Source organism: Streptomyces sp. ISL-87 (assembly GCF_018614095.1).
Taxonomy (GTDB): Bacteria; Actinomycetota; Actinomycetes; order Streptomycetales; family Streptomycetaceae; genus Streptomyces.
In genome coordinates this window covers 102,351-125,843 of the sequence record NZ_JAGGOY010000028.1, presented here as the reverse complement: position 1 = coordinate 125,843, position 23,493 = coordinate 102,351, and the positions used below count along the sequence as shown (strand labels likewise).

General features: G+C 69.8%; 18 protein-coding genes. 3 read left to right on the top strand and 15 right to left on the bottom strand.

Annotated elements, in window-relative coordinates:
- Positions 1-14: 14 nt before the first annotated feature.
- Complete coding sequence (locus tag J7I97_RS10690; protein ID WP_214933167.1) at positions 15-1,991, top strand: translation factor GTPase family protein; 1,977 nt, start codon at positions 15-17, stop codon at positions 1,989-1,991.
- Positions 1,992-2,055: 64 nt separating this feature from the next.
- Here J7I97_RS10690 and J7I97_RS10685 read toward each other — a convergent pair whose 3' ends face one another.
- The 15 genes from J7I97_RS10685 to J7I97_RS10615 form a co-directional block, all read right to left on the bottom strand.
- Positions 2,056-2,931, bottom strand: coding sequence for an alpha/beta fold hydrolase (locus tag J7I97_RS10685; protein WP_308365181.1), 876 nt, complete (start codon positions 2,929-2,931; stop codon positions 2,056-2,058).
- 34 nt (positions 2,932-2,965) lie between these two features.
- Positions 2,966-4,270 carry an MFS transporter gene (locus tag J7I97_RS10680; RefSeq protein WP_214933163.1) on the bottom strand — a complete coding sequence of 435 codons (1,305 nt, stop codon included), beginning with the start codon at positions 4,268-4,270 and terminating at the stop codon, positions 2,966-2,968.
- Between the two features lie 52 nt (positions 4,271-4,322).
- Positions 4,323-5,375, bottom strand: a complete 1,053-nt coding sequence (locus J7I97_RS10675) for an HAD-IIIC family phosphatase (protein ID WP_308369418.1) — start codon at positions 5,373-5,375, stop codon at positions 4,323-4,325.
- A 23-nt stretch (positions 5,376-5,398) separates the two neighbouring features.
- Complete coding sequence (locus tag J7I97_RS10670) at positions 5,399-6,367, bottom strand: 3-oxoacyl-[acyl-carrier-protein] synthase III C-terminal domain-containing protein (protein WP_214933159.1); 969 nt, start codon at positions 6,365-6,367, stop codon at positions 5,399-5,401.
- Positions 6,364-7,512 (bottom strand): acyl-CoA dehydrogenase family protein, encoded by a 1,149-nt coding sequence (locus J7I97_RS10665; RefSeq protein ID WP_214933158.1) that lies wholly within the window; start codon positions 7,510-7,512, stop codon positions 6,364-6,366. Before J7I97_RS10665 ends, J7I97_RS10670 begins: the two co-directional genes overlap by 4 nt.
- On the bottom strand, positions 7,509-7,775 hold the full coding sequence (locus J7I97_RS10660; protein WP_214933156.1) for an acyl carrier protein: 267 nt from the start codon (positions 7,773-7,775) through the stop codon (positions 7,509-7,511). Before J7I97_RS10660 ends, J7I97_RS10665 begins: the two co-directional genes overlap by 4 nt.
- Complete coding sequence (locus J7I97_RS39900; RefSeq protein WP_308365175.1) at positions 7,772-8,659, bottom strand: 3-hydroxyacyl-CoA dehydrogenase family protein; 888 nt, start codon at positions 8,657-8,659, stop codon at positions 7,772-7,774. The genes J7I97_RS10660 and J7I97_RS39900 overlap by 4 nt, the downstream gene beginning before the upstream one ends.
- Positions 8,656-8,862 carry an MbtH family protein gene (locus J7I97_RS10650; RefSeq protein WP_214933154.1) on the bottom strand — a complete coding sequence of 69 codons (207 nt, stop codon included), beginning with the start codon at positions 8,860-8,862 and terminating at the stop codon, positions 8,656-8,658. The genes J7I97_RS39900 and J7I97_RS10650 overlap by 4 nt, the downstream gene beginning before the upstream one ends.
- Positions 8,859-11,378: a beta-ketoacyl synthase N-terminal-like domain-containing protein gene (locus J7I97_RS39895; protein ID WP_214933152.1), complete on the bottom strand. Its 2,520-nt coding sequence runs from the start codon at positions 11,376-11,378 to the stop codon at positions 8,859-8,861. The genes J7I97_RS10650 and J7I97_RS39895 overlap by 4 nt, the downstream gene beginning before the upstream one ends.
- The gene (locus tag J7I97_RS10640) at positions 11,375-14,569 is read right to left on the bottom strand and encodes a non-ribosomal peptide synthetase (protein ID WP_214933150.1); all 3,195 of its coding nucleotides are present in this window, start codon (positions 14,567-14,569) and stop codon (positions 11,375-11,377) included. The genes J7I97_RS39895 and J7I97_RS10640 overlap by 4 nt, the downstream gene beginning before the upstream one ends.
- Entirely contained in the window at positions 14,566-17,781 is a 3,216-nt protein-coding gene (locus J7I97_RS10635) for a non-ribosomal peptide synthetase (protein WP_214933148.1), read from the bottom strand. The genes J7I97_RS10640 and J7I97_RS10635 overlap by 4 nt, the downstream gene beginning before the upstream one ends.
- A 23-nt stretch (positions 17,782-17,804) precedes the next feature.
- A complete protein-coding gene (locus J7I97_RS10630) occupies positions 17,805-18,500 on the bottom strand; it encodes an HAD family hydrolase (protein WP_214933146.1) in 696 nt (231 codons plus the stop codon).
- Positions 18,501-18,513: 13 nt separating this feature from the next.
- Entirely contained in the window at positions 18,514-19,407 is an 894-nt protein-coding gene (locus J7I97_RS10625; protein WP_251058680.1) for a dihydrodipicolinate synthase family protein, read from the bottom strand.
- A 92-nt stretch (positions 19,408-19,499) separates the two neighbouring features.
- Positions 19,500-20,465, bottom strand: coding sequence for a TauD/TfdA family dioxygenase (locus J7I97_RS10620; protein ID WP_214933142.1), 966 nt, complete (start codon positions 20,463-20,465; stop codon positions 19,500-19,502).
- Positions 20,466-20,744: 279 nt separating this feature from the next.
- Positions 20,745-21,728: a LysR family transcriptional regulator gene (locus J7I97_RS10615; RefSeq protein ID WP_214933140.1), complete on the bottom strand. Its 984-nt coding sequence runs from the start codon at positions 21,726-21,728 to the stop codon at positions 20,745-20,747.
- 139 nt (positions 21,729-21,867) lie between these two features.
- Here J7I97_RS10615 and J7I97_RS10610 point away from each other — a divergent pair, with 139 nt between their 5' ends.
- Together J7I97_RS10610 and J7I97_RS10605 are read left to right on the top strand one after the other, a co-directional pair.
- Positions 21,868-22,788: a zinc-binding dehydrogenase gene (locus J7I97_RS10610; RefSeq protein ID WP_214933138.1), complete on the top strand. Its 921-nt coding sequence runs from the start codon at positions 21,868-21,870 to the stop codon at positions 22,786-22,788.
- Entirely contained in the window at positions 22,785-23,270 is a 486-nt protein-coding gene (locus tag J7I97_RS10605) for a nuclear transport factor 2 family protein (protein ID WP_251058693.1), read from the top strand. The genes J7I97_RS10610 and J7I97_RS10605 overlap by 4 nt, the downstream gene beginning before the upstream one ends.
- The last annotated feature ends 223 nt before the right edge of the window (positions 23,271-23,493 follow it).

Below are 23,493 nucleotides of genomic sequence, written 5' to 3'. Positions count from 1 at the left end.
AGGGGAAGCACGTCATGACAAGCGTGAACATCGGAATCCTGGCACATGTCGATGCCGGTAAGACCAGCCTGACCGAGCGGTTGCTGTACACCGCCGGCGTCATCGACCGGATCGGCAGCGTCGATCGTGGCGACACCCAGACCGACGCGCACGAACTCGAGCGCCGGCGCGGCATCACCATCCGGTCGGCAGTGGTGTCTTTCACCGTCGGCGAGGTGAAGGTCAATCTGATCGACACACCCGGTCACCCCGACTTCATCTCCGAGGTGGAGCGGGCCCTTGGCGTGCTCGACGGAGTGGTGCTCGTCATATCGGCGGTCGAGGGCGTACAGGCTCAGAGCCGCCTGCTCATGCGCACCCTGGTCAAGATGCGCATGCCGGTGATCCTGTTCGTGAACAAGATCGACCGCATGGGGGCCCGCTACGAGGACCTGCTGGAGTCGATCCGATCCGAGCTGGCACCCTCCCTCGTCCCCATGACCAGGGTGGAGGAGATCGGTACGCGGCAGGCGCACGCCGTGGCCCGCCGCGTCTCGGAGGAGGACTTCGCCTCCGAGTTGACCGAGGTGCTCGCCGAGCACGACGACGGCTTCCTGGCCCGCTACCTCGCCGACGAGCCGGTGCTGGTCGCGCAGGACTACGCCACCGAGCTGGCCCGGCAGACCCGCGAGGCACTCCTGTGCCCGGTGTTCTTCGGTTCGGCCGTGGCAGGCACCGGCATCACCGGGCTGATCGACGGGATCACCAGCCTGCTTCCGGTTGCTCCCGGCCGGTCCGACGCCGGGTTGCGCGGGACGGTGTTCAAGATCGAACGCGGATGGGCCGGGGAGAAGGTCGCCTATGTGCGCCTGCACTCGGGTGTGCTCAGGGCTCGCACCAACATCGGCCTCTACCGGCAGGATCGGCACGGCACCATCACCGAGCTGGCCGGTCGGCCGACCGTGGTCGAGGTGTTCCACCGGGGCTCCGAGGTGATCGAGGCGCACGCGTCCGCGGGTGACATCGCCAAGGTCAGGGGGCTCAAGGGCATTCGGATCGGGGATCAGCTCGGAACCGGCGACGGGCTGCGGGGGCGGCATCTGTTCGCGCCGCCGAGCCTGGAGACCGTGATCAGGGCGACCAGGCCGGGGGCAATGCCCGACCTCTACGAGGCCCTGCTGCAGCTGGCCGACCAGGACCCGTTCATCAACGTCCGCAAGAACGATGACGAGCAGGAAGTCTCGGTCTCGCTGTACGGCGAGGTGCAGAAGGAGGTCATCAAGGCCACGCTCGCCGAGGACTACAAGCTGGACGTGGAGTTCGAGGGCACACGGACCATCTGCGTGGAGAGGCCCATCGGGGTCGGCGAGTCGGTGGAGGAGATCGACCTCAGGAACAGGACCTTCTTCTGGGCCACGGTCGGGCTGCGGGTGGAGCCCGGCGAGCCGGACTCGGGTGTCGTCTTCCGGCGGTCGGTCGAGCTGGGCTCACTGCCGCACGCCTTCCACAAGGCGATCGAGGAGGCGGTGCGCTCGACCCTGCAGCAGGGGTTGTACGGGTGGGAGGTGCTCGACATCCTGGTGACACTGACCCGCACCGGGTACGCCAGCCCGGTCAGTGCGGCGGGTGACTTCCGCAAGGTGACCCCGCTGGTGCTGATGGATGCGCTCAAACAGGCGGGTACCCAAGTGTTCGAGCCGGTGAACAGATTCGAACTGGAGGTGCCGGCCGAGAACATCAGCACCGCGCTGCTGAATCTGGTGGAGTGCGGCGCCACGCCGGAGACGACGAAGGCATACGGCAGCACTTGCCTGGTCGACGGCACCATCCCGGCCCGCACCGTCCAGGAGTTCGAGCAGAGGCTGCCCGGGCTGAGTCAGGGCGAGGGCATCCTGTCGACCCGGTTGGACAGCTTCCAGCCGGCCCCCGGCCCTGCCCCGGCCCGCCGCCGCACGGACACCAACCCGATGGACCGCAAGGAGTACTTGCTGCGGGTCTTCGGCCGGATCTGAGCCCGATCGGCCCCGATCACCGTGGTGATCGGAGCCCACGTGTCCGCCTTGAAGATCCCGGATCCTACGACCGTGCGTCGACCGCGGTGTTCAGGAACCGGGTCAGCTCGTTGCAGAACCAGACCGGATCGTCCACCCATGGCATGTGCGCGGTGTCGGGCTGTACGACCAGGTGCGCGTCGGGGAACAGCTTCATCGCTCTGCCCGCTTGCTCGACGGTCGGTGCGAGGTCCATCTCGCCGACGAAGATCAATACCGGGGCGGCCATCTCGTGCAGGGCGCGGCGCGTCTCCTCCGGGGTGAACATGCCGTCGACGATGAACCCGGCTTCCACCCTGCTGGCGCGGTCCGAGTTCAGCGCGGCGTGCTCCCGCGCCGCCTCGTCCCAGCGGGCGTAGAAGAACGGGACGTAACTCGCCCGGAGTTCCAGGCTCTCGTCGCCGTCCAGCGCGAGCATCACCGCGTCCGCGGCCGCTTCGTACCACGGTTCGTTCTCGCGCAGCTTCATGGACTCACGCATCTCGTCCGGCGACGGTTCGACGCCGATGGCCGTCATCACGGGCGTCACCAGGACGAGGCTGGTCAGGCGCTCGGGGTAGCGAGCCGCGTACATCAGTCCCAGGTCGCCCGCCTGGGAGTGTGCGATCAGGTCCATACGTTCGAGCATGAGGTGGTGACGAAGCGCCTCGACGTCCTCCACCATCCGGTCGCAGCGGTAGGTGGCCGGGTCGTCCGGCACCTCGGACACTCCGGAACCACGCAGCTGCAGGAACACCAGCGACCGGGACGTCCGCGCCGGCAGTCCACCGAGATCGCCCAGGTAGTCGGGGGTGAGTCCGGGGCCGGTGGGCAGTACGATCAGCGGCCGCCCAGACCCGATGACGTGGTAGGCGAGCCGCAACCCGTCGTAGGTGTGGAAGAACTCGGTGCGGTAGGTCACGAGGGATCGTCCTCTCCGAATACGAGTCGCTGGATCACGAGGTCTTGACCACCTGCGGACTCGACGCGTTCTCGGCATGGCGAAGCGGTGACACCCACGCCAGCGCGGGCGCCACCACGAGCCCGGCACAGCCGCATGCGATCGCGCCGTAGAGGCCGAGCGCCGAGCTCGTCAGACCGCCCAGGAGAGCGCCGACCGGCAGGAGGGCCACGCTGACCCACCGGTGCGCGGCGGTGATGCGGGTACGCATGTTGTCCGGCGATTCGATCTGCCGGAGCGTGCGCGAGGTGACCGAATAGCAGACCGTGAAGAAGATGGCCACCGACTGTGCCGCGCAGGCGATCACCTTGCCGGCCGAGCCCGGCTCGAGCAGGAGTACGACCGCCTCGGTCGGTGCGCCGGCGCTCACCGCCAGCAGCAGCAGCCGGGAGGTGCCCAGCAGGTCGTGCAGCCGCTTCGCGCACAGCGACCCGATGACGCCGCCCAGTGCGGCGATCCCCAGCACCAACCCGATCGCCTCGCTGTCCCAGTGCAGCGAACGCAGAAGGTACACGGTCAGGATCGCCTGGATCCAGGCGAGGAAGAAGTTGTCGACGGCGTTGATGGCCATCAGCGTGCGCAGGACCGCGTTGCCCTTGATGAAGTGCAGCCCGGCCAGGATCGAGCGGTACAGGTTGCGCTCCGGCCCGGATCGTTCCGGCGGCGGTTCCTGCGGGCGGATGACAGCCAGGGTCGCAGCGCTGAAGAAGCTGCCGATGGCTGCGATGCCGAGTGTGGCAGGACCGCCCAGCCGTGCGACGAGGAAGCCCGCTGCCGCCGGACCGGCACTCGTGGCCGTCGACTCCGCCAGCGTGAGCTTGGCGTTCGCCTCGATCAGCTGGTCCTTGCGCACGAGGTAGGGCGTCAACGCCTGGTTCGCCACCTGCGAGACGATGCCGAAGGTGCTCGCGAGGAAGCCGACGGCGCACAGCGCCGGAATGCTCAGCAGGTCGGCCCACCACAGCACCGGCACGACGACGAGCGCCGCCGACTCGGCGAGGTCGGCCCACATCATCACCAGCCGCTTCGGCAGATCTTCGATGATCGCGCCGATCGGAAGCATGAACAGCATGCCCGGTAGCAGCGAGGCGGCCGACACGGCCGACGCCTCCAGACCACTGGCGTGCAAGGCGATCGCTGCGATCAGCGGCATCACCACCGGGATCATGGCCGAACCGGTCAGGGAGACGGCCTGGCCCGACCAAAACTTCACGAAGGTTCGGTCGCGCAGCAGTGAACCCTTCGGCATCATGTCCGTTCCTCCGGGAATGCCGACCGGTGCAGTGCCGAGAGCCGGCACCGCCCCCGTTCGGATTTGGTCAGTGCGCGGCCTCGGTGGGCCGTCGGCCGTGTCATGAGTGCCCACCGCTTTCGACGGCGACTGCGCCGATCGCCTGCGACAGGCCGCGCAGGTCGATGTGGCTCGGGGCCTTGATCTGCTTGCGATGTTCGAGCAACAGGGTGCCGTCGTCATCGGCGACTTGTTCGAACCCGGCGAAGCGCAGCGCGACATTCATCGCCCGGTTGCGGTCGTTGGGCCGGAACCGGGCCCGCAGCACGCAGCCCTGCTCCCGCGCGACTTCGGCCAGGCCGGCCAGCAACGCCGAGCTCACGCCGCGGGTCAGGACGCGACAGGACAGCAGGAACAGTTCGAGCGTCCAGTCGCCGTCGTCGCCCACGGCGAGGAGGGCGAGCCCGATGGTTCCGTACACCCCGTAACGATCCTCGAGGCCGACGACCAGCACCCGATGGGTCGGCGCCGATGCGAGCGCGCGCAACTCCGCGCGGCCGTAGGCGATTCCGGTGGTGTTGAGCTGGTGCGTACGGATGGTCAGTTCCTCGACGCGGGCGAGGTCGTCCGGCTCGGCGGCCGCGACCGTGCACACCATCCCGAGGCCGTCGAGGAACTGCTGCGGCGGCCCGTCGAAGTCGCGCTCGGCCGCGTCACGCGTGTGCATGCTGCGGTACATCGCCCGCCGCGACCCGCTCTCCGAACTGACCGGCGGACTGAACTCGGGTAACCCGGCCAGCTGCGGAATCATGTCGGCCGGAAGGCAGCGGACCGCGGGCAGCGAGTGCGCGACCTCCTGAAGGTTGAACGGCTGATCGTCGACGAAGGCGAGCGAGTCGACGCCGATGTTCAGCGCGTCCGCCACAGCCTGCACCGACAGCGATTTCGCCCCCCAGCCGATCTGCGGGACGAGGAAGTACTCGGCCACGCCGAGGCGTTCGAGAGCGGCCATCGCCGCATCGGCGTCGTTGGCCGACGCGATCGAGTGCAGGATGCCGCGCTCGTCGAGCGTACGGAGGACCTCCACGGTCGCCTCGTCGAGAACGACGTCGTCGCCCTCGACGAGCGTCCCGCGCCACAGTGTGTCGTCGAGATCCCACACAACGCACTTCACGAACGGTGCCGGGTCCTGGGCCGTCATATCTCCACCAACATCGAACTCCATGCCGCAGCAGGGCTGTTGTTCATGACAAGGATCAGGTCTCCCTCGGCGAACTCGCCGGAGTCTACCCCCGCGGCCAGATTCGCGATGATGTCGACCGACCCGAGGTGGCCGAGGGTGCGCAGGTTGTCGTAGCAGGCACGGGCGATCTCTACGTCGAAGATCTCCTCGTAGAACCGGAACGCCCCCATGGAGACGTTCTGCATCACCACGTGGTCGACATCGGCGAAGGTACGGCCCTGCCGGGTGAGTACGAGCTCATTGAGCTTGCGCAGCCGCGCGCGGCTCTGCAACGCGAGTTCGAAGGAGTACCGGGTCAGGTCGGTGCACTGCTCGCGCCACTGCTCCGACGGAACGTCGCGGTAGTCGACCCGGAACAGGTCCCAGTAGCTGCCGTCGGTCTCGATGGCGACATCGAGGATCCGCAGGCGTGGCTGGCGCCGTACCAGTACGGCCAGGCCGGCATCTCCGTTGACGGTGACGGGATGGCGCAGCCGCGACGTGCCGGGCGGAACACAACCGTGCGCGATCAGCACGCTCGACCAGTCCGGCGTCGCGGACAACAGCGCCGAGGCGGTGAGCAGGGCGGCCGAGATCGACACGCACCCCAGGTCGGAGACCGAGAACGACAGCCCGACGTCCAGCTCGGCCTCGCGGGCGATCCGCGTCGATTCCGGACTCATCAGATAGTCCGGCGCGCGCGATCCCACCACGAGCAGCGCCCCGATGCCGGCAGCGTCGACGTCGTCCCGTGCGAGCAGACGCCGCACCGACTCCACGGCGAGGTCGGTCGCCGACCGCCCGTCAGCGGCCGCGACCGTGTCGATGCCGAAGGCCGCGACGGCCTGCCGCTGCGCCCCGGAAAGGGTCTCCAGCTCCGCCAGCTCCGGTACCGCGATGCGCTTCTGCGGAAGCCACACGTCGATGGCGCCGAGCCCGATCACGACGCGACCACGCGGTCGTGGCGGCGCTCGTCGCGGACCGCGAGCTCCCACAGCTGCAATTGCGCGAGCTGATCGGTGCCCTCGATGAGCTGCTGGACCTTCGCGTCCCGGTACATGCGTTCGACCAGTGTGCCGGACTCGCAGGCGCGCGAGCCGAGCACCTGCACGGCCGCAGCGGCGTTGTCGAACGCGGTTCGGGCGGATGTGTACTTGGCCAGCACCGTATCGAGCGTCGCGTCCGCATCGCGCCGCTCACGCGCCTCGGCGGCAGCCCGGCAGGCAAGCCGGGCCGATCGCGCGCGCACGAGCATGTCGCTCAACAGCGCCCGGATCAGCTGGTGATCGGTCAGCACGGCGCCGAACTGGCGTCGTCGGCTCGCGTGGCGCGTCGCCTCGCGCAGGACGCCCTCGGCGAGGCCGGCACTGCCCCAGGCCACGCTGTGCCGGCCGCGGTCGAGCGCCGTGCCGGCCACGAACGTGAATCCCGCTCCGACCGCGCCCACGATGTTCTCCGGTCCGACGACGCAGGACTCGAAGGTCATGTTCGCCGTCATGGCCGCCCGCATCCCGAGCGAACGTGCGCCGATGGGCTCGACGCTCATCCCGGCCGCGCCACGCTCGACCAGCACTGCGGTCGGCCCGCCCGCGGCGCGAGCCACGACGAGACAGACGTCGGCGATCGCCCCGAAACTCACCCACCTCTTCGTCCCGTCCAGGAGCCAACCGTCACCCGCCTCGGTCAGGGGCGCGGCCACGGCGGCGGCATCGCTGCCGGCATCCGGCTCGGTGAGGGCGAAAGCCGCGATCGCCTCGCCTCGGGCCAGCCTTGGCAGCCACTTCTCCTGCTGCGCGCGGCTGCCGCTGCGCAGCAACGCGCCGGCCACCATGTCCTGGACGGTGAGGAGTGCCCGGGTCGAGGTGCACCAGGCGCCGACGGCCGCGCACAGCTCACCGAAGTGGGTGTCCGTGAAGCCGAGCCCGCCGTGATCCTTCGGTATCGCCGCCCCGAGCAGCCCGCTGGCGGCGAGTTCGTCGATCACGGCCCGGTCGAGGGTCGCGCTGCGGTCGGACTCGGCCGCCCGGGGCGCGACGACCCGGGACGCGAACCGGACGAGGTCCGCCTCCTGCTGGTAGGCGTTCGTCATTCGTCGCCCACCGCCGCCGAACGCCTCATCACCAGCTGTGACATCGCCTGTGCCGAGCGGAAGTTGTCGCGGGTGAGGTCCTCGCCCTCCAGTGTGAGGCCGTACCTGCTCTCGATGTAGACGATCAGTTCGAGAGCGAACATCGAGTTCGCCATGCCGAGGGCGAAGATGTCGTCGTCGACCTGCACCGGCTGGCGCAGTGTGTCGTGCAGGAAGTCGCACAGCTCTTGGCTGACGCCGTCGGGGCTGAGGTTAATGCTCACGATCGTGCTCCCGCTCGTCCACTCGCGTATTGATAGAAACCGTCACCGACCCGGCGTCCGACCCGACCTGCCTCGACGAGCCGGGTGAGGCCGCAGCTCGGCTCGTAGCGTTCGACGTCGACGAACTTCTGCAGCATCCGCAGGGATCGCACGACGGTGTCGATGCCGATCAGGTCGGCGGACTCCAGCGGGCCCATCGGGTGGCCGAAGCACTCGCGGAACACGCGGTCGACCCCCGCGACGTCCGAGACCCCCTTCTCGACCAGCTCGGCGGCGGAGTTGATCACCGTCATGAAGATGGCGTTCGAGACGAAACCCGGTGAGTCGGCGACCGGAACCCAGTCCTTGCCGATCGAGCGCAGGAAATCCAGCACGGCCTCGGCGCTTGCGTCCGACGTCTGCTCACCGCGGATCACCTCGACCAGCGGCTTGGCCGGCACCGGGTTCATGAAGTGCACGCCGACGAAGCGCTCAGGGGAACTGGTGCGTCCGGCGAGCCAGGTGATCGGGATGACCGAGGTGTTCACGATGACCGGGACTCCGGGACACAGGTCGTCGAGGCGGCGGTGCACCGCCGTCTTGGTATCGGGGTCCTCGGTGACGTTCTCCACGACGAGTTCGCAGCCGGCCAGCTGCGCGTCGTCGGTACCGAAGCCGATCCGCTCCAGCCAGTTGTCGTGCTCGGCCTGCGGGCTGCGCAGCCGGTCCACCAGTCCCGCACGGCGCAGGGCGTCACGGGCGGCCTGCAGCCGCTCGTCGGACACGTCGACGAGAGCCACGGTGTATCCGGCGCGTGCGCAGTCCTCAGCCACGCCGGTGCCCATCACCCCGGCGCCGATCACCCCTACCCGCGGCCCCTGTCCGGGTCGGGTCGCTGCGGTCACCGTCGCCCCCTCTGTTCGGCCAGCCTGTCACGCACGCTGCGGGGAGTGATGTCCGTCCACACCGCCTCGATGTAGGCGAGGCACTCCGACTCGGTGTCCGGTCCCGAGACCGCCGACCACCCGGCCGGAAGGTCACGCCCGACCGGCCACAGGGAGTGCTGTTCCTCGGCGTTGACGACCACGTGGAACATCCGCTCCGTCATCCCTGACTCCCTGCCTGTGCGGTCGCCTCGTCGCGCAGACCGGCCACTCGAGCGGCGAAGTCGCGGGCCGTGCGGGTCTCGTACAGGTCGATGAGCTTCATCCGGACGCCGAAGCGACGGCGCATGGTGGTCAGCATCTGGAGGGCCATCGCAGAGGTCCCACCCAGATCGAAGTAGTCGGCCTCGGCGGCGACGTCGGCCACTCCGAGGATCTCGCCCCATACGGCGCGCACCGCGCGTTCGTACTCGTCGGCCTTGAGAGGTCCTTCCTCGGCCGCGACGGGGTCGATCTCGCCGGTGTCGAGGGCGCACTGCTCGACCTCGAGCGCACAGGACGCCGCAGCGACGTCGCACGTCTCACCTGCGTCCGGCGACGTCTCGGTGGCGGCGGCCGGCTCGCGGATCCACACACGAGTCGGTTCGAACGGATAGGTGGGCAGCGCGACCCGTCGGCGGTGGTGCCCGGCGTACGACTCGTCCCACACGATGTCCACACCGGCCTCGTAGAGAGCGGCGACAGTGTCGAGCACGTTCGCTCCGGCCCACGCAACCGTGACGGACCCGGCCGGCTCGTCGAAGATCGGCTTTGCCGGGCCGGGCCCGGCAAGAACGAGCTGCTCGAACCGCAACCACGCCGGGACAGCCGGTTCGGCCGAGTCCGGCACATCGCCGTCCGCGAGTCGGCGCAGCGCGTCGGCCGGCTCGATATCGCCGTTGACCGCGAGCGCGACGAGCGCGCCACGACCGGTCCCGATGGCGTGTGCGAACGGGACTCCGAGGGAGGCGGTCAGCCGCGCGGCTGCGTACTGCCGCCCGAACCACTCGAGGTCGGCGGCGTCCAGGTCTGTCGGCGCCTTCTCGTTGCACTCGGCGACGGCGTGCGCGAACGCGGGCCAGCTCGCCGCCGCCTGCGCGGTGCCGGCGTCGATGGTGTCGGCGTCCGGGCAGGTCCACACCACGCGGCGAACCGGCGCAGGAGGCTCGTTCGTCCGGTCCGCCAGCCGGCCGGCCGCCGCGCGCAGCCCTGCGATCAGCTCGGCCCGGCTGTCGACGGCCAGCCCCACCCGACACGCCAGGTGGTCGCGGCCGCGGTTGAGTACGTGCAGTACGTCGTCCAGGTCGCCGGGGGTCCCGCGTTGCGGCTGGCCGAGGTGTTCCGCGAGGGCCTCGCAGTACCGGGCGAGGGCCGGCCACGAACGGGCCGACAGCGTCGCCACCCCGCGGCCGGCCGACGACGCCGGGTCGGCGGGCGGCTGTGGCGCCCCGGTGAGCACGACGTGTGCGTTCGTGCCCGACATGCTGAACGAGCTGACCCCCGCGTAGCGCGACTGCGTCGCCGGCCAGGGTGTCGAGCTCGTGGCCACCTTCACCGGCGCGGTCGCGAAGTCGATCACCGGACTCGGGGACTCGAAGTGCAGCGAGGGGTAGATCGTCTCGTGCCGCAACTGCGCGACGACCTTCGCGAGCCCGGCCAGCCCGGCCGCGCGGTCAAGGTGTCCGATGTTGGTCTTGATCGAACCCACGGGCACCGGCTGGGCGTCGAGCGGGCCCAGCGCACGGCGCAACCCGTCGATTTCGATCATGTCACCGAGGCGGGTGCCGGAACCGTGCGCCTCCATGTAACCGGCCTGAGCCGGCTTCAGCCCGGCCCGCTCCCAGGCGGAGGTGATGAGCTCGGACTGGGCTGCCGCGCTCGGCGCGCTCAGCCCGTTCGACCGGTCGCCGTTGTGGTTGACGGCGCTGCCGACGATCAGCGCCCGGATGTCGTCGCCGTCGCGCTGCGCCGCCGAGAGGAGCTTGAGCACGAAGACGGCCCCGCCTTCGCCGTCACCGGCGCCATCGGCACCGGCGTCGAAGGCGCGGCTGCGCCCGCCCGTGGCCACGACCTCGGCGTAGCGGTCGCGATCGCCCGCCGGCGGGAAGGTGCTGTGCACACTCACGGCGCCGACCAGTGCCTGTTCGCAATCCCCGTCGCGCAGCAGCTTCGCGGCGTGGTCGACGGCGACCAGCCCGGCCGAGCAACCCGTGTCCAGCACGATGGCCGGCCCGCACAGACCGAGCAGGTATGCGATCCGGCCGCACAGTGACGGCGTGCCCGTGCCGAGCAGTGTCAGCAGCTCGTCGTCGCCCTCCGGAATCAGATCCGGGTAGTCGGACGGACCGCCGGCGAGCACGACGGCGGTCTTGGTGCCGCGGAAGCTGCCGAGCGCGTAGCCGGCGTCCTCGATGGCAGCGCAGGCGAGCTGCAGCGCGATGCGCTGCTCCGGTGCCATGAGCTGGGCCTCGCGAAGCGAGATCCGGAAGAATTCGTGGTCGAAGTGCTCGATCCCGGCCAGCGGCGCGAGCGGCTGTCGTTCGGCACCCGGTTCCTCACCGCTGAGCGCGAGCCGGTCGGCCGGCACGGGGCGGACGCTGTCGCGACCGGCACCGAGATTGGCCGCCAGCTCGTCCAGCGAATCGGCGTCGGGCAGTCGTAACGCCGCTCCTACGATGGCAATGGGTTCCCTCGGGGTCACTGGGACCGCCTCCCTGCTTCTCGTCGTTCGTCCAGGACCTTGCCGAGACGGGCAATTGTCGTGTACTCGAACAGGTCGCCGATCTTGAGCCCACACTCCGGGTACCGTGCGGCAATCGCTTCCGCGAGCTGGATGAGCAGCAGCGAATTGCCGCCGGAGTCGAAGAACGTCCGCGACCGATCGAGCTCCTCGACGCCGAGCAGGCGGTGCCACAGCGAGGCGACCTCGCGTTCGGTGTCCGAGCGCGGCGCCTCGGCGGAGGCGGCGGCGGGGACGACCGCGGGCAGGGCGGCGAGATCGAGCTTGGCATGCCGCGTGAGCGGCAGGGCGGGAAGCGGGACGAAGGCGGCCGGGATCATGTACTGCGGCAGGATCTGGCGCAGATGTGCCCGCAACTGCTCGGTGGTCGCAGCACCGGCCGGCTCTGCGACCACGTAGGCGACGAGGTCCGGTCCGCCCGGCAGATCCGCACGCACGACCACGACGGCGTCGGCGACCTGCGGATGTGAGCGCAGGGCTGTGGCCACTTCTCCGGTCTCGATCCGGTGCCCTCGGACCTTCACCTGGTGGTCTACCCGGCCGAGGAACTCGATCCGCCCGTCCGGCAGGCGTCGTACGAGGTCGCCGGTGCGGTACAGCCGCGCACCGGGCGAGCCGGAGAACGGGTCGGGCACGAAGCGTTTCGCGGTGAGTGCCGGCTGCCCCGCGTAGCCGCGCGCCAGGCCGGCGCCCCCGAGTAGCAACTCGCCCGGCGCGCACGGCGGTACCAGATTGCCGCCCTCGTCGACGACGTAGGCGGTGGTGTTGCCGATCGGGCGGCCGATGGGCAGCCGCCCGTGCGGGGCGGAGACCTCGCGAATCTCCTCGTAGGTGGCGAACAGCGTGCTCTCGGTCGGCCCGTACATGTGGAGCAGGGTCGCGTTGCCGCCCTGCAGCGCACGGGCCCGGGCCGCTGTCTGCGGCGACAGGACGTCACCGCCGACGAACACGGTGTCGAGCCGGCTCAGCAGTTCCGGCGCGTTCTCTACGACGAGCCCCAGCTGCGGCGAGATCAGCTGGACCATGGTGACCGGATAGGCGTGCAGTCCGGCGCGCAGCTGGTCGAGCAGGCCCAGGCGGCCGTTGTCCTCCGGCACGACGGCGATCGCGCCGCCGTTGAGCAGCGGACCCCACAGCTCGACGAGTGACGCGTCGAAGGTCAGCGGCGACAGCTCCAGGCACACGTCCGCCGGTCCGAACTCGTGGTAGAGCGAACCACGGACCAGACGCGCCAGCGAGTGCTGGGCGACCGCAACGGCGTTCGGCCGACCCGTCGAGCCGGACGTGTAGATGATGTGCGCGAGGCTGGCGCCGCCGGCCAGCGGTTCGGGGTCGGCCACGTCGTGCCCGGCCCGCTCGGTCAGGTCCGCCCACGGGACCGCCCGGTCGCACCACTCGAACGCCGCGGCGCTCGTGTCGTCGGTGAGCACCAGTTCGACACCGCTGTCGGCGACCAGCACGCGCAGCCGCTCGGCCGGGTCGCCCGCCGGCATCGGCACGTAGCAACCGCCGGCCTTGAGGATCGCCAGCACCGCGACGATGCGGTCGAGCGAGCGTTGCATGCACAAGCCGACCGGGGTCTCGAGCTCGATGCCGTGGGCACGCAGAGTTCGGCTCAGCCGGTTGACCTGTGCGTTGAGCTCGCCGTACGTCATGACGCCGTCCGGGTGGTACACCGCGGGCGCCTCGGGCGTACGTGCGACCTGCTGCTCGAACAACGCCTGCACGGACGAGTACGGGTAGTCGCTGCTCGTCTCATCGGCGGCGAGGGTGGCCCGGGCGGGGTCGACGAGCTCGACGTCGAGCGCCGGGCGGTCCGGCTGCTCGACGAGTCCGGTCAGCGCGGTGGTCAAGGAAGCCGTTAGCTCGGCGGCGGTCTGCGCGTCGAACAGTTCGCTGTCGGCCAGCACCGTCACGCTCAGGCTGTCGGCACCGTTCTCCTCGAACAGGATGTCGAGATCCACCGAGGTGCCCAGGTGTACGTCGACCGGTGTCGCCCGCAATCCGGCGAACTCGGCCGGGCGGTCCGCCCGCTCCAAGCTCACCGCGACCTGTGCCAACGGGTTCCGGTTCATCTCGCGCTGCGGATTCAGCGCCTGTACGACCTCGTCGAAGGGCAGGTCCGCATGTTCGAGCGCGTCGAGGAACTCGTCACACACCCGGTCGAGCAGCTCGCGGAAGGTGGGCTGCCCGTCCAGACCGGTGCGGACGACGACACCGTTGACGAAGAAGCCGACCACCGACTGCGCCGCCGGCAGCGGGCGCTGAGCGACCTGCGCCAGCAAGGGCACGTCGTCCTGGCGCGCCCAGCGGCCCACCACGACCGACGTGGCGGCGAGCAACGCCATGTAGGTGGTGACGTGGTGCTCCTGGCACAGAGCGTGCAGGGCGCGCACCGTCGCCGCGGGCACCGTCGCGGTGTGCCGCGTGCCGGTGAAGGCCGAAGTCGCCGGCCGCGGCCGGTCGCTGACCAGGTTCAGCCCCGGCAGCCCCGCGAGCCGCTGCCGCCAGAAGCCGACGAGCCGGGAGCGGCGTGCCGCGTCGAGCCGGCCGTGCTCCCACATCGCGATGTCGGCCGCCTGCACGGGAAGCGGATCGAGACTCACCGGCTCGCCGGTCAACGCCGCGCGGTAGAACGCCGCGAGCTCGTCGATCACGATCGGCCCCGACCAGCCGTCGATGACACTGTGGTGGACGATCAGCGCGAGCACGTTGATGCCGGATGCGCGCAGCACCGCCGCACGCACGAGCGGACCGTCCCCGAGATCGAACTGCCTGCGGCACACCGCATCGGCGGCGTCCAGCACCGACTGCAGCACTTCTCCGGACTCGTCCGGTTTCACGTCCACGACCTCGACCGCGCACCGCGTTCGCGCCGACCCGGGGCGTCGGACCCGCTGCACCAGTCCGCCGGCCGAGACGAACACCGTCCGCAGCGACTCGTGCCGCTCGATCAACGCGTCCACGGCCTGTTGGAGCGCCGGCACATCGAGGTCGTCGTCGAATCGCAGCACGATGGAGAAGTTGTAGACCGCCATCTGCGGGAAGAACCGCTGCAGCGCCCACAGCCGTGCCTGAGCCGGCGAGGCAGGGAAGTCGTCGTACTCTGCGCCGACGCGCGGCAGGGCATTCGGCGCCAATGATTCGGTCATTTGCGCCCGTGCCCACCGTCGAGTGCCTGGGCCAGGGACGACACCGTGGTGTGCCGGAAGAACTGGCGCAACGGTATCTCGTACCCGGCGCGCTGCTTGACCCGCGCCGAGACCTGCAGCATCGCCAGCGAGTTCCCGCCGAGGGCGAAGAAGTCGTCATCGGGCCCGACCTCCGGCACGCCGAGCACCGCCGCCCAGACCTCGCGCAGTAAGCGCTCGAAAGCCGATCCGGCCGACGCGGGGCGAGCGGACGACGGTTGGGCCATCGGCAGCGGCAGCGCAGCGCGGTCGAGCTTTCCGTTGGCTGTGAGCGGCAGCGCGGGCAGCACGACGATGCTCGACGGGACGGCAGCCGCGGACAGCTCGGCGGTCAGCTCGACCCGCAGCTTCTCGGGGTCCGGTGGTGCAGCCGGATCAGCCGGTGTGACGTAGCCGACCAGCCGGGACGGCTCGCGCGTGTCCCTACCCGGGACGACGAGCACTGCGGCAGCGGCGACGCCGGTTTGGCGGCGCAGTGCCGCAGCGGTCTCACCCGGCTCGACGCGGGTGCCACGGATCTTGACCTGTTCGTCCGCGCGGCCGGTGAAGACAAGGTTGCCGTCCGGGCGCCATGCGCCGATGTCGCCGCTGCGGTACATGCGGACGCCCGGCGAATCCACGAAGGGATCGGGAACGAAGCTCGCGGCGGTCATGCCCGGCTGCCCGGCATAGCCGCGGGCCACACCGATCCCGCCGAGGCAGATCTCGCCGGGCACGCGAAGCGGAACGGGATGCAGCTCCTCGTCCACCACGTACGCACGCAGATGCGCGAGCAATCGACCGAGCAGCGCCACCTCCCCTGCCCATTGCGCGGGCTCATAGGTCCACCCGCTGGTCGTGATCGTGACCTCGGTCGGCCCGTAACCGACCACCAGACGCAGATCGGGTACGAGTTGTCGCCAGCGCGCGAGCTCGGCCGTGGCGACGGCCTCGCCGCCGAGGATCAGCAGCCGCAGCTTGTCCGGTGCGAGCGAGACTTCGCGCGAGAGCGACAGTGCGAGCTCGTAGCCGTACTGAGGGGTGAGTTCCAGAACTGTGACGCCCTCGGTCTGCAGGATGCCGAGCAGCTCGACGGGGTCCCACAGGTCGGGTCCGCGCAGCAGGAGGGTTGCCCCGGTCGTCAGCGGCAGCAACATCTGTTCCAGCGCGGCGTCGAAGTTGACCGAGGAGAACTGGGCGACGACGTCGTCGGAGCCGATCGCGTAGGACTGCGCGACACTGCGCGTGTTGGTCGCCAGCGAGCGGTGATCGATCGCGACGCCTTTGGGCACCCCCGTCGACCCCGACGTGTAAGTCACGTACGCCAGATCGGCCGCGTCCGGCATCGGGGCGACGGCCGAGGTATACGCGAGCGTCGCCCAATCGCCTTCGCTGATATCCAGGTTGACCGTCCGCATGCCGCGTCTCGGGGGCACCAGCGCGGCGCCGCGAGCGGCGAGCAGGTCCTCGGTGAGCAGGACGCGGGCGCCTGAATCGCGCAGAGCGAATGCGGTCCGGCGATCGGGGAGTACCGGGTCCAGCGGCAGGAAGGCCCCGCCCGCACGCAACACGGCCAGCAGTCCGACGACGAGCCGGGGGCTGCGTTCGAGAAAGACGCCGACGACGGTCTCAGGACCGACCCCGGCTGCGACCAGCCGGCGCGCGAGCGCCTCCACCTGCGCGGCGAGATCGGCATACCCGACGCGTTCGTCGCCACACACGATCGCAGTGTGTGCCTGCCGACGCGCTGCCTCGGACAGGAACGTCGCCACCACGGTCGTCTCGCACGGCGGGATGGGCGGCGGATTAGTGCCCTCGACGAGTTCCTGACTCGCCGACGGGTCGAGCAGACCGATGGTGTGGAGGCGCGCGGCCGAATCCAGTGCGAACGCGCGCAGCACCGTACAGAAGGCCGTGGCCAGGTCTGCCGCGGCCGCGCCGTCGAGTCGGCTGAGGTCGTACTCGACGTGGACGACCGGCGACGCGGCGTCGTCGAAGGTGAGCACGACCGGGAACCCGATGCGCCGCGAGGTGCTGTGCAGTACGACCTCGATGCCGGCGACGGCCGTGCGTGCGGCAGTTCCGCTGTCGCACACCACAACCGTGTCGAACAGCGGGACGCCGGGGCGTCCGACGAGTGCCTGCACCGTGGAAAGCGGTGTCATGCCGTGCTCGTCGATCGTGCGAAGGTGCTCCGCGGCGCGGGTCACCAAGCCGATGACCGTGTCGTCCGGCTCGACCTGAAGGAGCGCTGGAAGCGTGGCCAGTGCCATGCCCGCCGCGACGCCTTCGGCGGCGCCGTTCGGGCGGGTGGATCCGAACAGGACGGTCCGGCTGCGGGTGTAGCGGCTCAGCACGAAGGCCCACACCGCGTGGACGACGGCGTGGCTGCCGTGTACTCGGCCCAAGGTCTCCAATGCGGCGATCTCGGCCGCGCCCAGCGCGACGGCGTGCTCGGCGATACCGGCACTCTCCGCTGTTTCCGCGGAACGAGCCCCGTGCGGTTCGGTGATGGTCGGAAACGGGTTCGTCTCGTCCGATTGCGCCAACTGCTCTCGCCAGAACCCGTCGTCGGCGAGTTGTCCGCCCACGCGCTGCCGGGGTTGTGCTGGGACCGCCTCCGATGCCGCGGCAGGCGGTTCGGCGAGGGTCCGGGCCGCGTATCCGGCGAGCAGCCGCGCCACCAGCAGGCCGCGGCTGCGGCCGTCGAGATGGGCCTGTGACGAGGTCCAGACCAGCAGGTGGCTCTCGGAGCCGAGGCGGGCGGCGAACAGGCGCGCCCCGGGAGCGGTGTCGAGACCGGCGCCGGCCTCCCGGTGGTGCTGGAGAGTGCGTTCCAGCTCTGCCTCGACCTCGATTGCCTGCGGCCAGTCGTACCACTCCAGCCGGGCGATCACCTCGGCCCGGATCGTCCGGTAGGGCTTGCCGGACTCGTCCCAGCCGAACTCGCTGCGGAGGACCTCGTGCTCGTCGACCAATGCCTGCCAGGCAGCGCCGAGCGCATCACGGTCGAGCGCGCCGGTGACCCGGAACACGTGTTGGACGACGCCCAGGCCCGCATCCGGGTCGCGGGCCGTGTCGAACAGGACGCCGTGCTGTACAGGGGTCAGGGAGAGCCGTGGTTCCGCGACACCTGCCGGCGCGACATCGATCAGCGCGCTCGCCTCGTGGTGGGGTCCGGCGGCCGAGGGCACTTCGCCGGAAGGAGACGTTGGCCTCACGACGCGAAGTCACTTGTGGTCGGTACGTTGCGCTGCGCCAACATGCCGTGCAGACACCCGAAGAGTTCCGTCGGATGCGCGATGTACACGTCCGGTTGGGCCCCGCGCAGTTCGGCCTTGGTTCCCATCCCCCAACCGCACGCCACGGTGCGGGCACCGGCGGCGAAACCGGCGGCGATGTCGACCCACGAGTCTCCCACGACGACGGTCTGGCCGGGGGCCACGCCTTGACGCTCACACAGTGCCAGGACGCCGTCGGGCGCCGGCTTGCCCGGCATGTCGTCGTCGCCGGCTACGAGACCTGAGAACAGGTCGCCTATCGCGAGGTGGGCCAGGATCTCCTCGGTACGGCGCCGGTCCTTGCCCGTGATCACGGCCGAGTCGACACCAATGGCCCGTAACCGGTGGCATGCCTCGATCGCCTCGGGAATGGTGACGACGTCAGCCACGCGCGCCGAGGACAGTTGGCGGAAGACCTCGTACATCTCGCCGGGTAGTCCGAGCTCGTTGAGGATGTCCGGGAACGGTTGCCCCAGCCGCTTGAGGAATTCCCCGACCGGCGCCTCGCCCGGTCCGACGGTTTGCGCGTACGCAAGACGGAATGAACTCGTCATGACGCGCCGCGAATCGATCAGAGTGCCGTCCAGATCGAATATCACTAACTTACGCAACGATGTCGTCTCCGTTGTCACATTCCGCATTCGGCTACAGGATCCCCGCTACTCGGACCGAGGCGAGCAGGTCCGCCTTGTCGTGGGGTCCCAGCTGTGCGAGCGGTGGCCGGACGGTCGCATGCGCGATGACGCCTTGCGCCACCAGCACCTCCTTGATCCGGGCGATGAACTGGACTTTCGGGTTCGCGGTGGCGGCAACGCCGTGCAGCAGATTGCTCGCGAACACCTCGGACGCCTTTTCCCAGTCGCCGGAGTTTGCCGCCGTGTGAATCGTGATCACTTCTCGGGGCAGGAAGTTGCCGGTGGCGATGGCACTGCCGGCGGCACCGAGACGGAGCGCGGGAACGAGCGTCGCGTCGTCACCGGCGAACACCGTGACCTGCGGCGCGAGGCGGCGCAGCGCCGCGATCCGCTGCGGCGCCGGGAGCGCCATCTTCACGTACCTGACGTTGTCCAGTTCCTGCGCGAGGGTGGCGATGGTTGCCGCGTCGACCTCGATGCCGTCGGCCCCGTCGTAGATCATCACGTGGATGTCGACGGCTTCCGCGATGGCGGCGAAGTGCGCCAGTTGGGCTTCCGCGGACTTCGCGAAGTAGAACGGCGGCAACACCATCACGCAGTCGGCGCCGGCGGACTGCGCATGCCGGGCGAGCTTCACCGCCTCGGCGGTGCTGTCGGATCCGACACCGATCGTGACCGCCACCCGCCCGCGCACCAGTTCGACGACGTCGTCTATCGCGTCGGCGCGCTCGGCCGCCGACATCGTGAAGAATTCGCCGGTCGTCCCCAACGCGATGACACCGTCGGCGCCTGCGTCGAGGACGTGCTCGATCAGCGACGCGAGCGACTCGCGATCCCGCTCGCGGTTGGGCAGGAACGGGGTCACTAGCAGTACGTGCGTTCCGCCGGTTCGAAGTTCAGCCATGTTTCCTCCAGCGTGCGATGCGGCTCGGTGAGTCCTGTCCCAGGGGCATGCGCGCCGGGGACGGAGTCCCGTCGCACGCGTGGGCTATGCCACTACGCATACCTCGTCATATCGATGATGTATCCGGCAGCCGACGAGCGGAGCGTGCGGGACTTCCTCAGATCACGCGTGACCAGCGCCTTGCGGTACCAGCGGTCGAATCCGTCGTACTTGGGCTGGAACGGCTGCCGGCCGTGTACGCAGCGGAAGTTGTCGATCAGGCAGACGTCTCCCTGATCGAGGTCGATCGCCTGCTGGACCCGGCGGAACTCGCCGAGCAGGTTCGTCATGGCGAGGTTCGCCTCGTCGTCGCCGTCGACGGTCTTCATGTACTCGCGGCAGTCGACACGTACGTAGGGCGAGTCGGCATCCCCGTTCAACAGGGACACTAGCCGCGGACCGGTCTGACCGAGGCTGGAGGCGTTCCTGACGTTCTCCGAGTCGGGCGAGAGGACGAACCGCTCCTGGCGCAGGACCTTCTCGTCCGCCGCGCCGAGCCGAATGTCGTCCATCAGCGAGACCGTCGTGGGGATGCGCTCCTGGTTGCGGAAGCACATGAGGCCCAGGAAGTCGCACCGGAAGTCGTTGAAGCCGTCCTCGCAGTGGACGTCGAACTCGACTCTGCTCCCGTGACCGGTCTGGCTGCTCTCGTCGCCCGCGATCGGCACGACGTCGTTGAGCAGGCGTGCGTCCTGCAGCGACTTCCAGCAGAACAGGTCACCGAGGCGCGAAGTGAGCAGGGTCAGGTACGCATCTTCCCTCGGTGTCGCCCGAGAGCGTTCACGCCAGTGGGGCGGTGTCGTACCGATCGCCTCGTCACTGACCGTGAACCCGGACACGACGACAGCCGCCGTCAGGCTCTCGCGACGGAATCCCTCAAGGAAGCCCACCAGTCGCTCGGGCAGCTGCACCGAGAGCTCCGCGGCCCGTCGCACGAATTCGATGCCGTTCGCCTCGTCGTATTCGGCACACAGACGTCCTACCAGCTCTTCGAGCTGATCGATCTCCGTAGCGTTCAAGTCAAAACGATCAAGGGTGGATAAGCCCATATCTGTCCCAGCCCCCCGCAGTTGAAGCATGCCATCCAACTGTCCCGCAGCAAAGGCACTGTACCCAACACAGTTGAAGCTCGCCCGTAAATTTCGATCTTTCAGCGAGTGATCACCGGATATGCTCCGGCGGTTCACCCTTTTTTCGCCCCCGCCGGGTGGGATGGGCCGTCGCATGTCGTTGCGGGAACGCCGGGTTCCCCGAATCGCATGGCGTCGGGTGCGGCGAGGACGTCTTGGTCGGGCGGGTCAGCCGTTGTAAGCCACGCTGAGCCCCGGCCCGGAGCGAACCGTCAGTTTCGCGTGGTCGGTGTCGGGGAGCCAGTCGCGCTGCGGTGTGTAGTCCAGCCAGCGCCGGGTGCGGCCGGCTTCGGTGAAGCCGCGCAGCAAGGTGTCGAGCAGCGGGTGACGGTAGGACTCGCGCCAGGCCAGCGACCACGCGTACAGCGGGGTCGGCTCGACGAGCGGGATGGAGCGCAGACCGGCGTGGTCGGGCAGCGGCGCGTCGGCGGGAAAGAGGGTGAAGCACGCGGCGTCGGTACGGATGTGCTCGGCGAGGTGGTCCAGGCCCAGGTTGGGGCCGTCCTGTCGCCGAGTGATCCGGAATTCGTCGGCGAAGCGGCGGAGGAAGTCCAGGCGGGTCAGTTCGGCCGGGCACCACAGGGTGCTGTCGCGCAGGTCGGCCGGGCGCAGTGCGTCGGCGTCGGCAAGCGGGTGAGACGGGCCGACCACCGCGTCGACGGGTTCCAGCCGCACGAGCCGCTGGGTGAGTTCCGTTTCGCGGCCGCCCGGCAGCGGATGCACCCGGCCGAAGCCCAGGTCGGTGTCGCCGCGCAGCAGTGCTTGCGCGACTGAGGGCCAGTCGCGTCCGGGGCCGGGCTCCAGCCGCACCGGGCCGAGCGCCTGCACCGCCTGGGCGACGGTGCGCAACGGCGCGTACAGGTGTCCCCACGTGTCGATGCGTACGACCGGCCCGGCGCCGGTGACCGACGCGATCGCGCGCTCGCCCGCCGCAAGCGCCTCGCGCGCGGCCGGCAGGAACCGCTCGCCCGCTTCGGTCAGCCGGGTGCCGCCCTCACGCTCGAACAGGCGGACGGCCAGCAGCTCCTCCAGCCGCGCGATGCGCTTGGACAACGCCTGCTGGCTGGTGTTCAGCTCTTCGGCGGCCCGCCCGAAGTGCAGCGTCCCGGCGGTCGTGGCGAACGCGCGGACCAGGGCGAGGTCGAGATCCATGCCGCTGACCCTATGCGACAACCGCCCGTTGTCGGCCGGGCGGATTCGTTGTTGGCCGAGCCACCACCCCGCCCGGTCGGATGGTCCCAGACGCCACACCAGCGCGTGACCCCAGAAGCCCGCCGAGGAGATGACAACGATGAAAGCCCTCATACCGACCGGGGATCCCGCCGAGCCGGTGGTGTTCGCCGACGTCCCCGAGCCGACACCGCGCCCGAACGAGGCGCTGGTGAAGGTCGAGGCGTTCTCGGTCAACCGGGGTGAGACGTTCAAGCTGGAAAAGCCCGTCCCCGGCGAGCGCCCCGGCAAGGACATCGCGGGGCTGGTGGTGCAGCCGGCCGCCGACGGCAGCGGACCGGCCGGGATCACGCGGGTCGTCGGCCACCCCATGGCGGGCGGCTGGGCGGAGTACGTGGCGGTGCCGACCGACGCGCTCGCGGTGCTGCCGGACGCCGTCTGCGCGCTCGCAGGCGCGGCGCTGCCGCTGGCCGGGCTCACCGCGTTGCGGCTGCTGCGGGCCGCGGGGCCGGTGCTGGGACGGCGCGTCCTGCTGACCGGTGCGTCCGGAGGCGTGGGCCACTACGTCACCGAGCTCGCGGCCGCAGCTGGGGGCGTGGTCACCGCCGTGACCCGAAACACCGAACGCGGCACCCGGCTTGCCGAACTCGGCGCTGCCGACATCGTCCACGACGTCGCCGACGCCCGTGGCCCCTACGACGTCGTGCTGGAGTCGACCGGCGGCCCGGCCCTCCCCCTCGCTCTGGCGCGGCTCGCCAAGCGCGGCACGCTCATCTGGTTCGGGCAGGCCAGCCGTACCCCCGCGACGCTCGACTTCTTCGACTTCTTCACCGGGCCCGAGTCGGCCGTCATCCGCCACTTCCACTACCTCGACGCCGACACCAGCCTCGACGAGGACCTGGCGGCGCTCGTCCGGCTGACCGCGGAAGGCCGCCTGCACCCCGAGATCGGCCGTGTCGCGGGCTGGGCCGACACCGCGACCACCCTCACTGACCTGCGCGACCGCCGCATCCGCGGCAAAGCCGTCCTCACTCTGTCCTGAATCACATCCGAACGACCGGAAACAACAACCGCCGAAGGAGCACCACCATTAACAGCACCGGCCCCAGGGCCGTCGTCATCCGCTACGTCGAGGCCGTCCGCGACGGCGACGCCGACGTCATCCACGACAGCTTCGCCGAGGACGCGACCTGGCACTACCCGGGCGACCTGCCCATCTCCAAGGTGTGGCACGGCCGCGACGCGATCATCAACGACTTCCTCGGCGGCATGGGGCCGATCCTCGTCCCCGGCACCTTGGAGGTCGAACTGGTCAGCACGATCGCCGAAGGCGACCGCGTGGTCGCCGAATGGACCTCCAGGGCCAAGACCGTCCACGGCGGCACCTACGACAACCGCTGCATCGGCATCTACACCGTCCGCGATGGAAAGATCACCTCCGTCATCGAATACGCCGACACCCAGCACGTGGCCGCGGCCCTCTTCTCGGACTTCGACACCCGCCAGCCCGCCGGCGCCGAGTGAGCCAGGCCCCGCCGAACGGACACACGGGCCACAGGGCGGTTCCTGGGATGACGTGACCTGCGGCCGGCTCTTCCGCACCGGCGGGCCACGTCCCGACCGACTCGCACGTACAGCGCATGTGACAGCAATGTACGGAACATGTCACAGGGCTCGTATCGCCAGGTGCCGTTGCTTCCCCCAGAGCCCCATCGGTGGGATGTTTACGGGCCGGAGCGGCCCGCAG

Excerpts from the sequence above, each read along its gene's own strand:
- J7I97_RS10690 (WP_214933167.1), top strand. The coding sequence starts at position 15 with ATGACAAGCGTGAACATCGGAATCCTGGCACATGTCGATGCCGGTAAG.
- J7I97_RS10665 (WP_214933158.1), bottom strand. The coding sequence starts at position 7,512 with ATGACGAACGCCTACCAGCAGGAGGCGGACCTCGTCCGGTTCGCGTCC.
- J7I97_RS10650 (WP_214933154.1), bottom strand. The coding sequence starts at position 8,862 with ATGACGGAGCGGATGTTCCACGTGGTCGTCAACGCCGAGGAACAGCAC.
- J7I97_RS10640 (WP_214933150.1), bottom strand. The coding sequence starts at position 14,569 with ATGACCGAATCATTGGCGCCGAATGCCCTGCCGCGCGTCGGCGCAGAG.
- J7I97_RS10625 (WP_251058680.1), bottom strand. The coding sequence starts at position 19,407 with ATGGCTGAACTTCGAACCGGCGGAACGCACGTACTGCTAGTGACCCCG.
- J7I97_RS10615 (WP_214933140.1), bottom strand. The coding sequence starts at position 21,728 with ATGGATCTCGACCTCGCCCTGGTCCGCGCGTTCGCCACGACCGCCGGG.
- J7I97_RS10610 (WP_214933138.1), top strand. The coding sequence starts at position 21,868 with ATGAAAGCCCTCATACCGACCGGGGATCCCGCCGAGCCGGTGGTGTTC.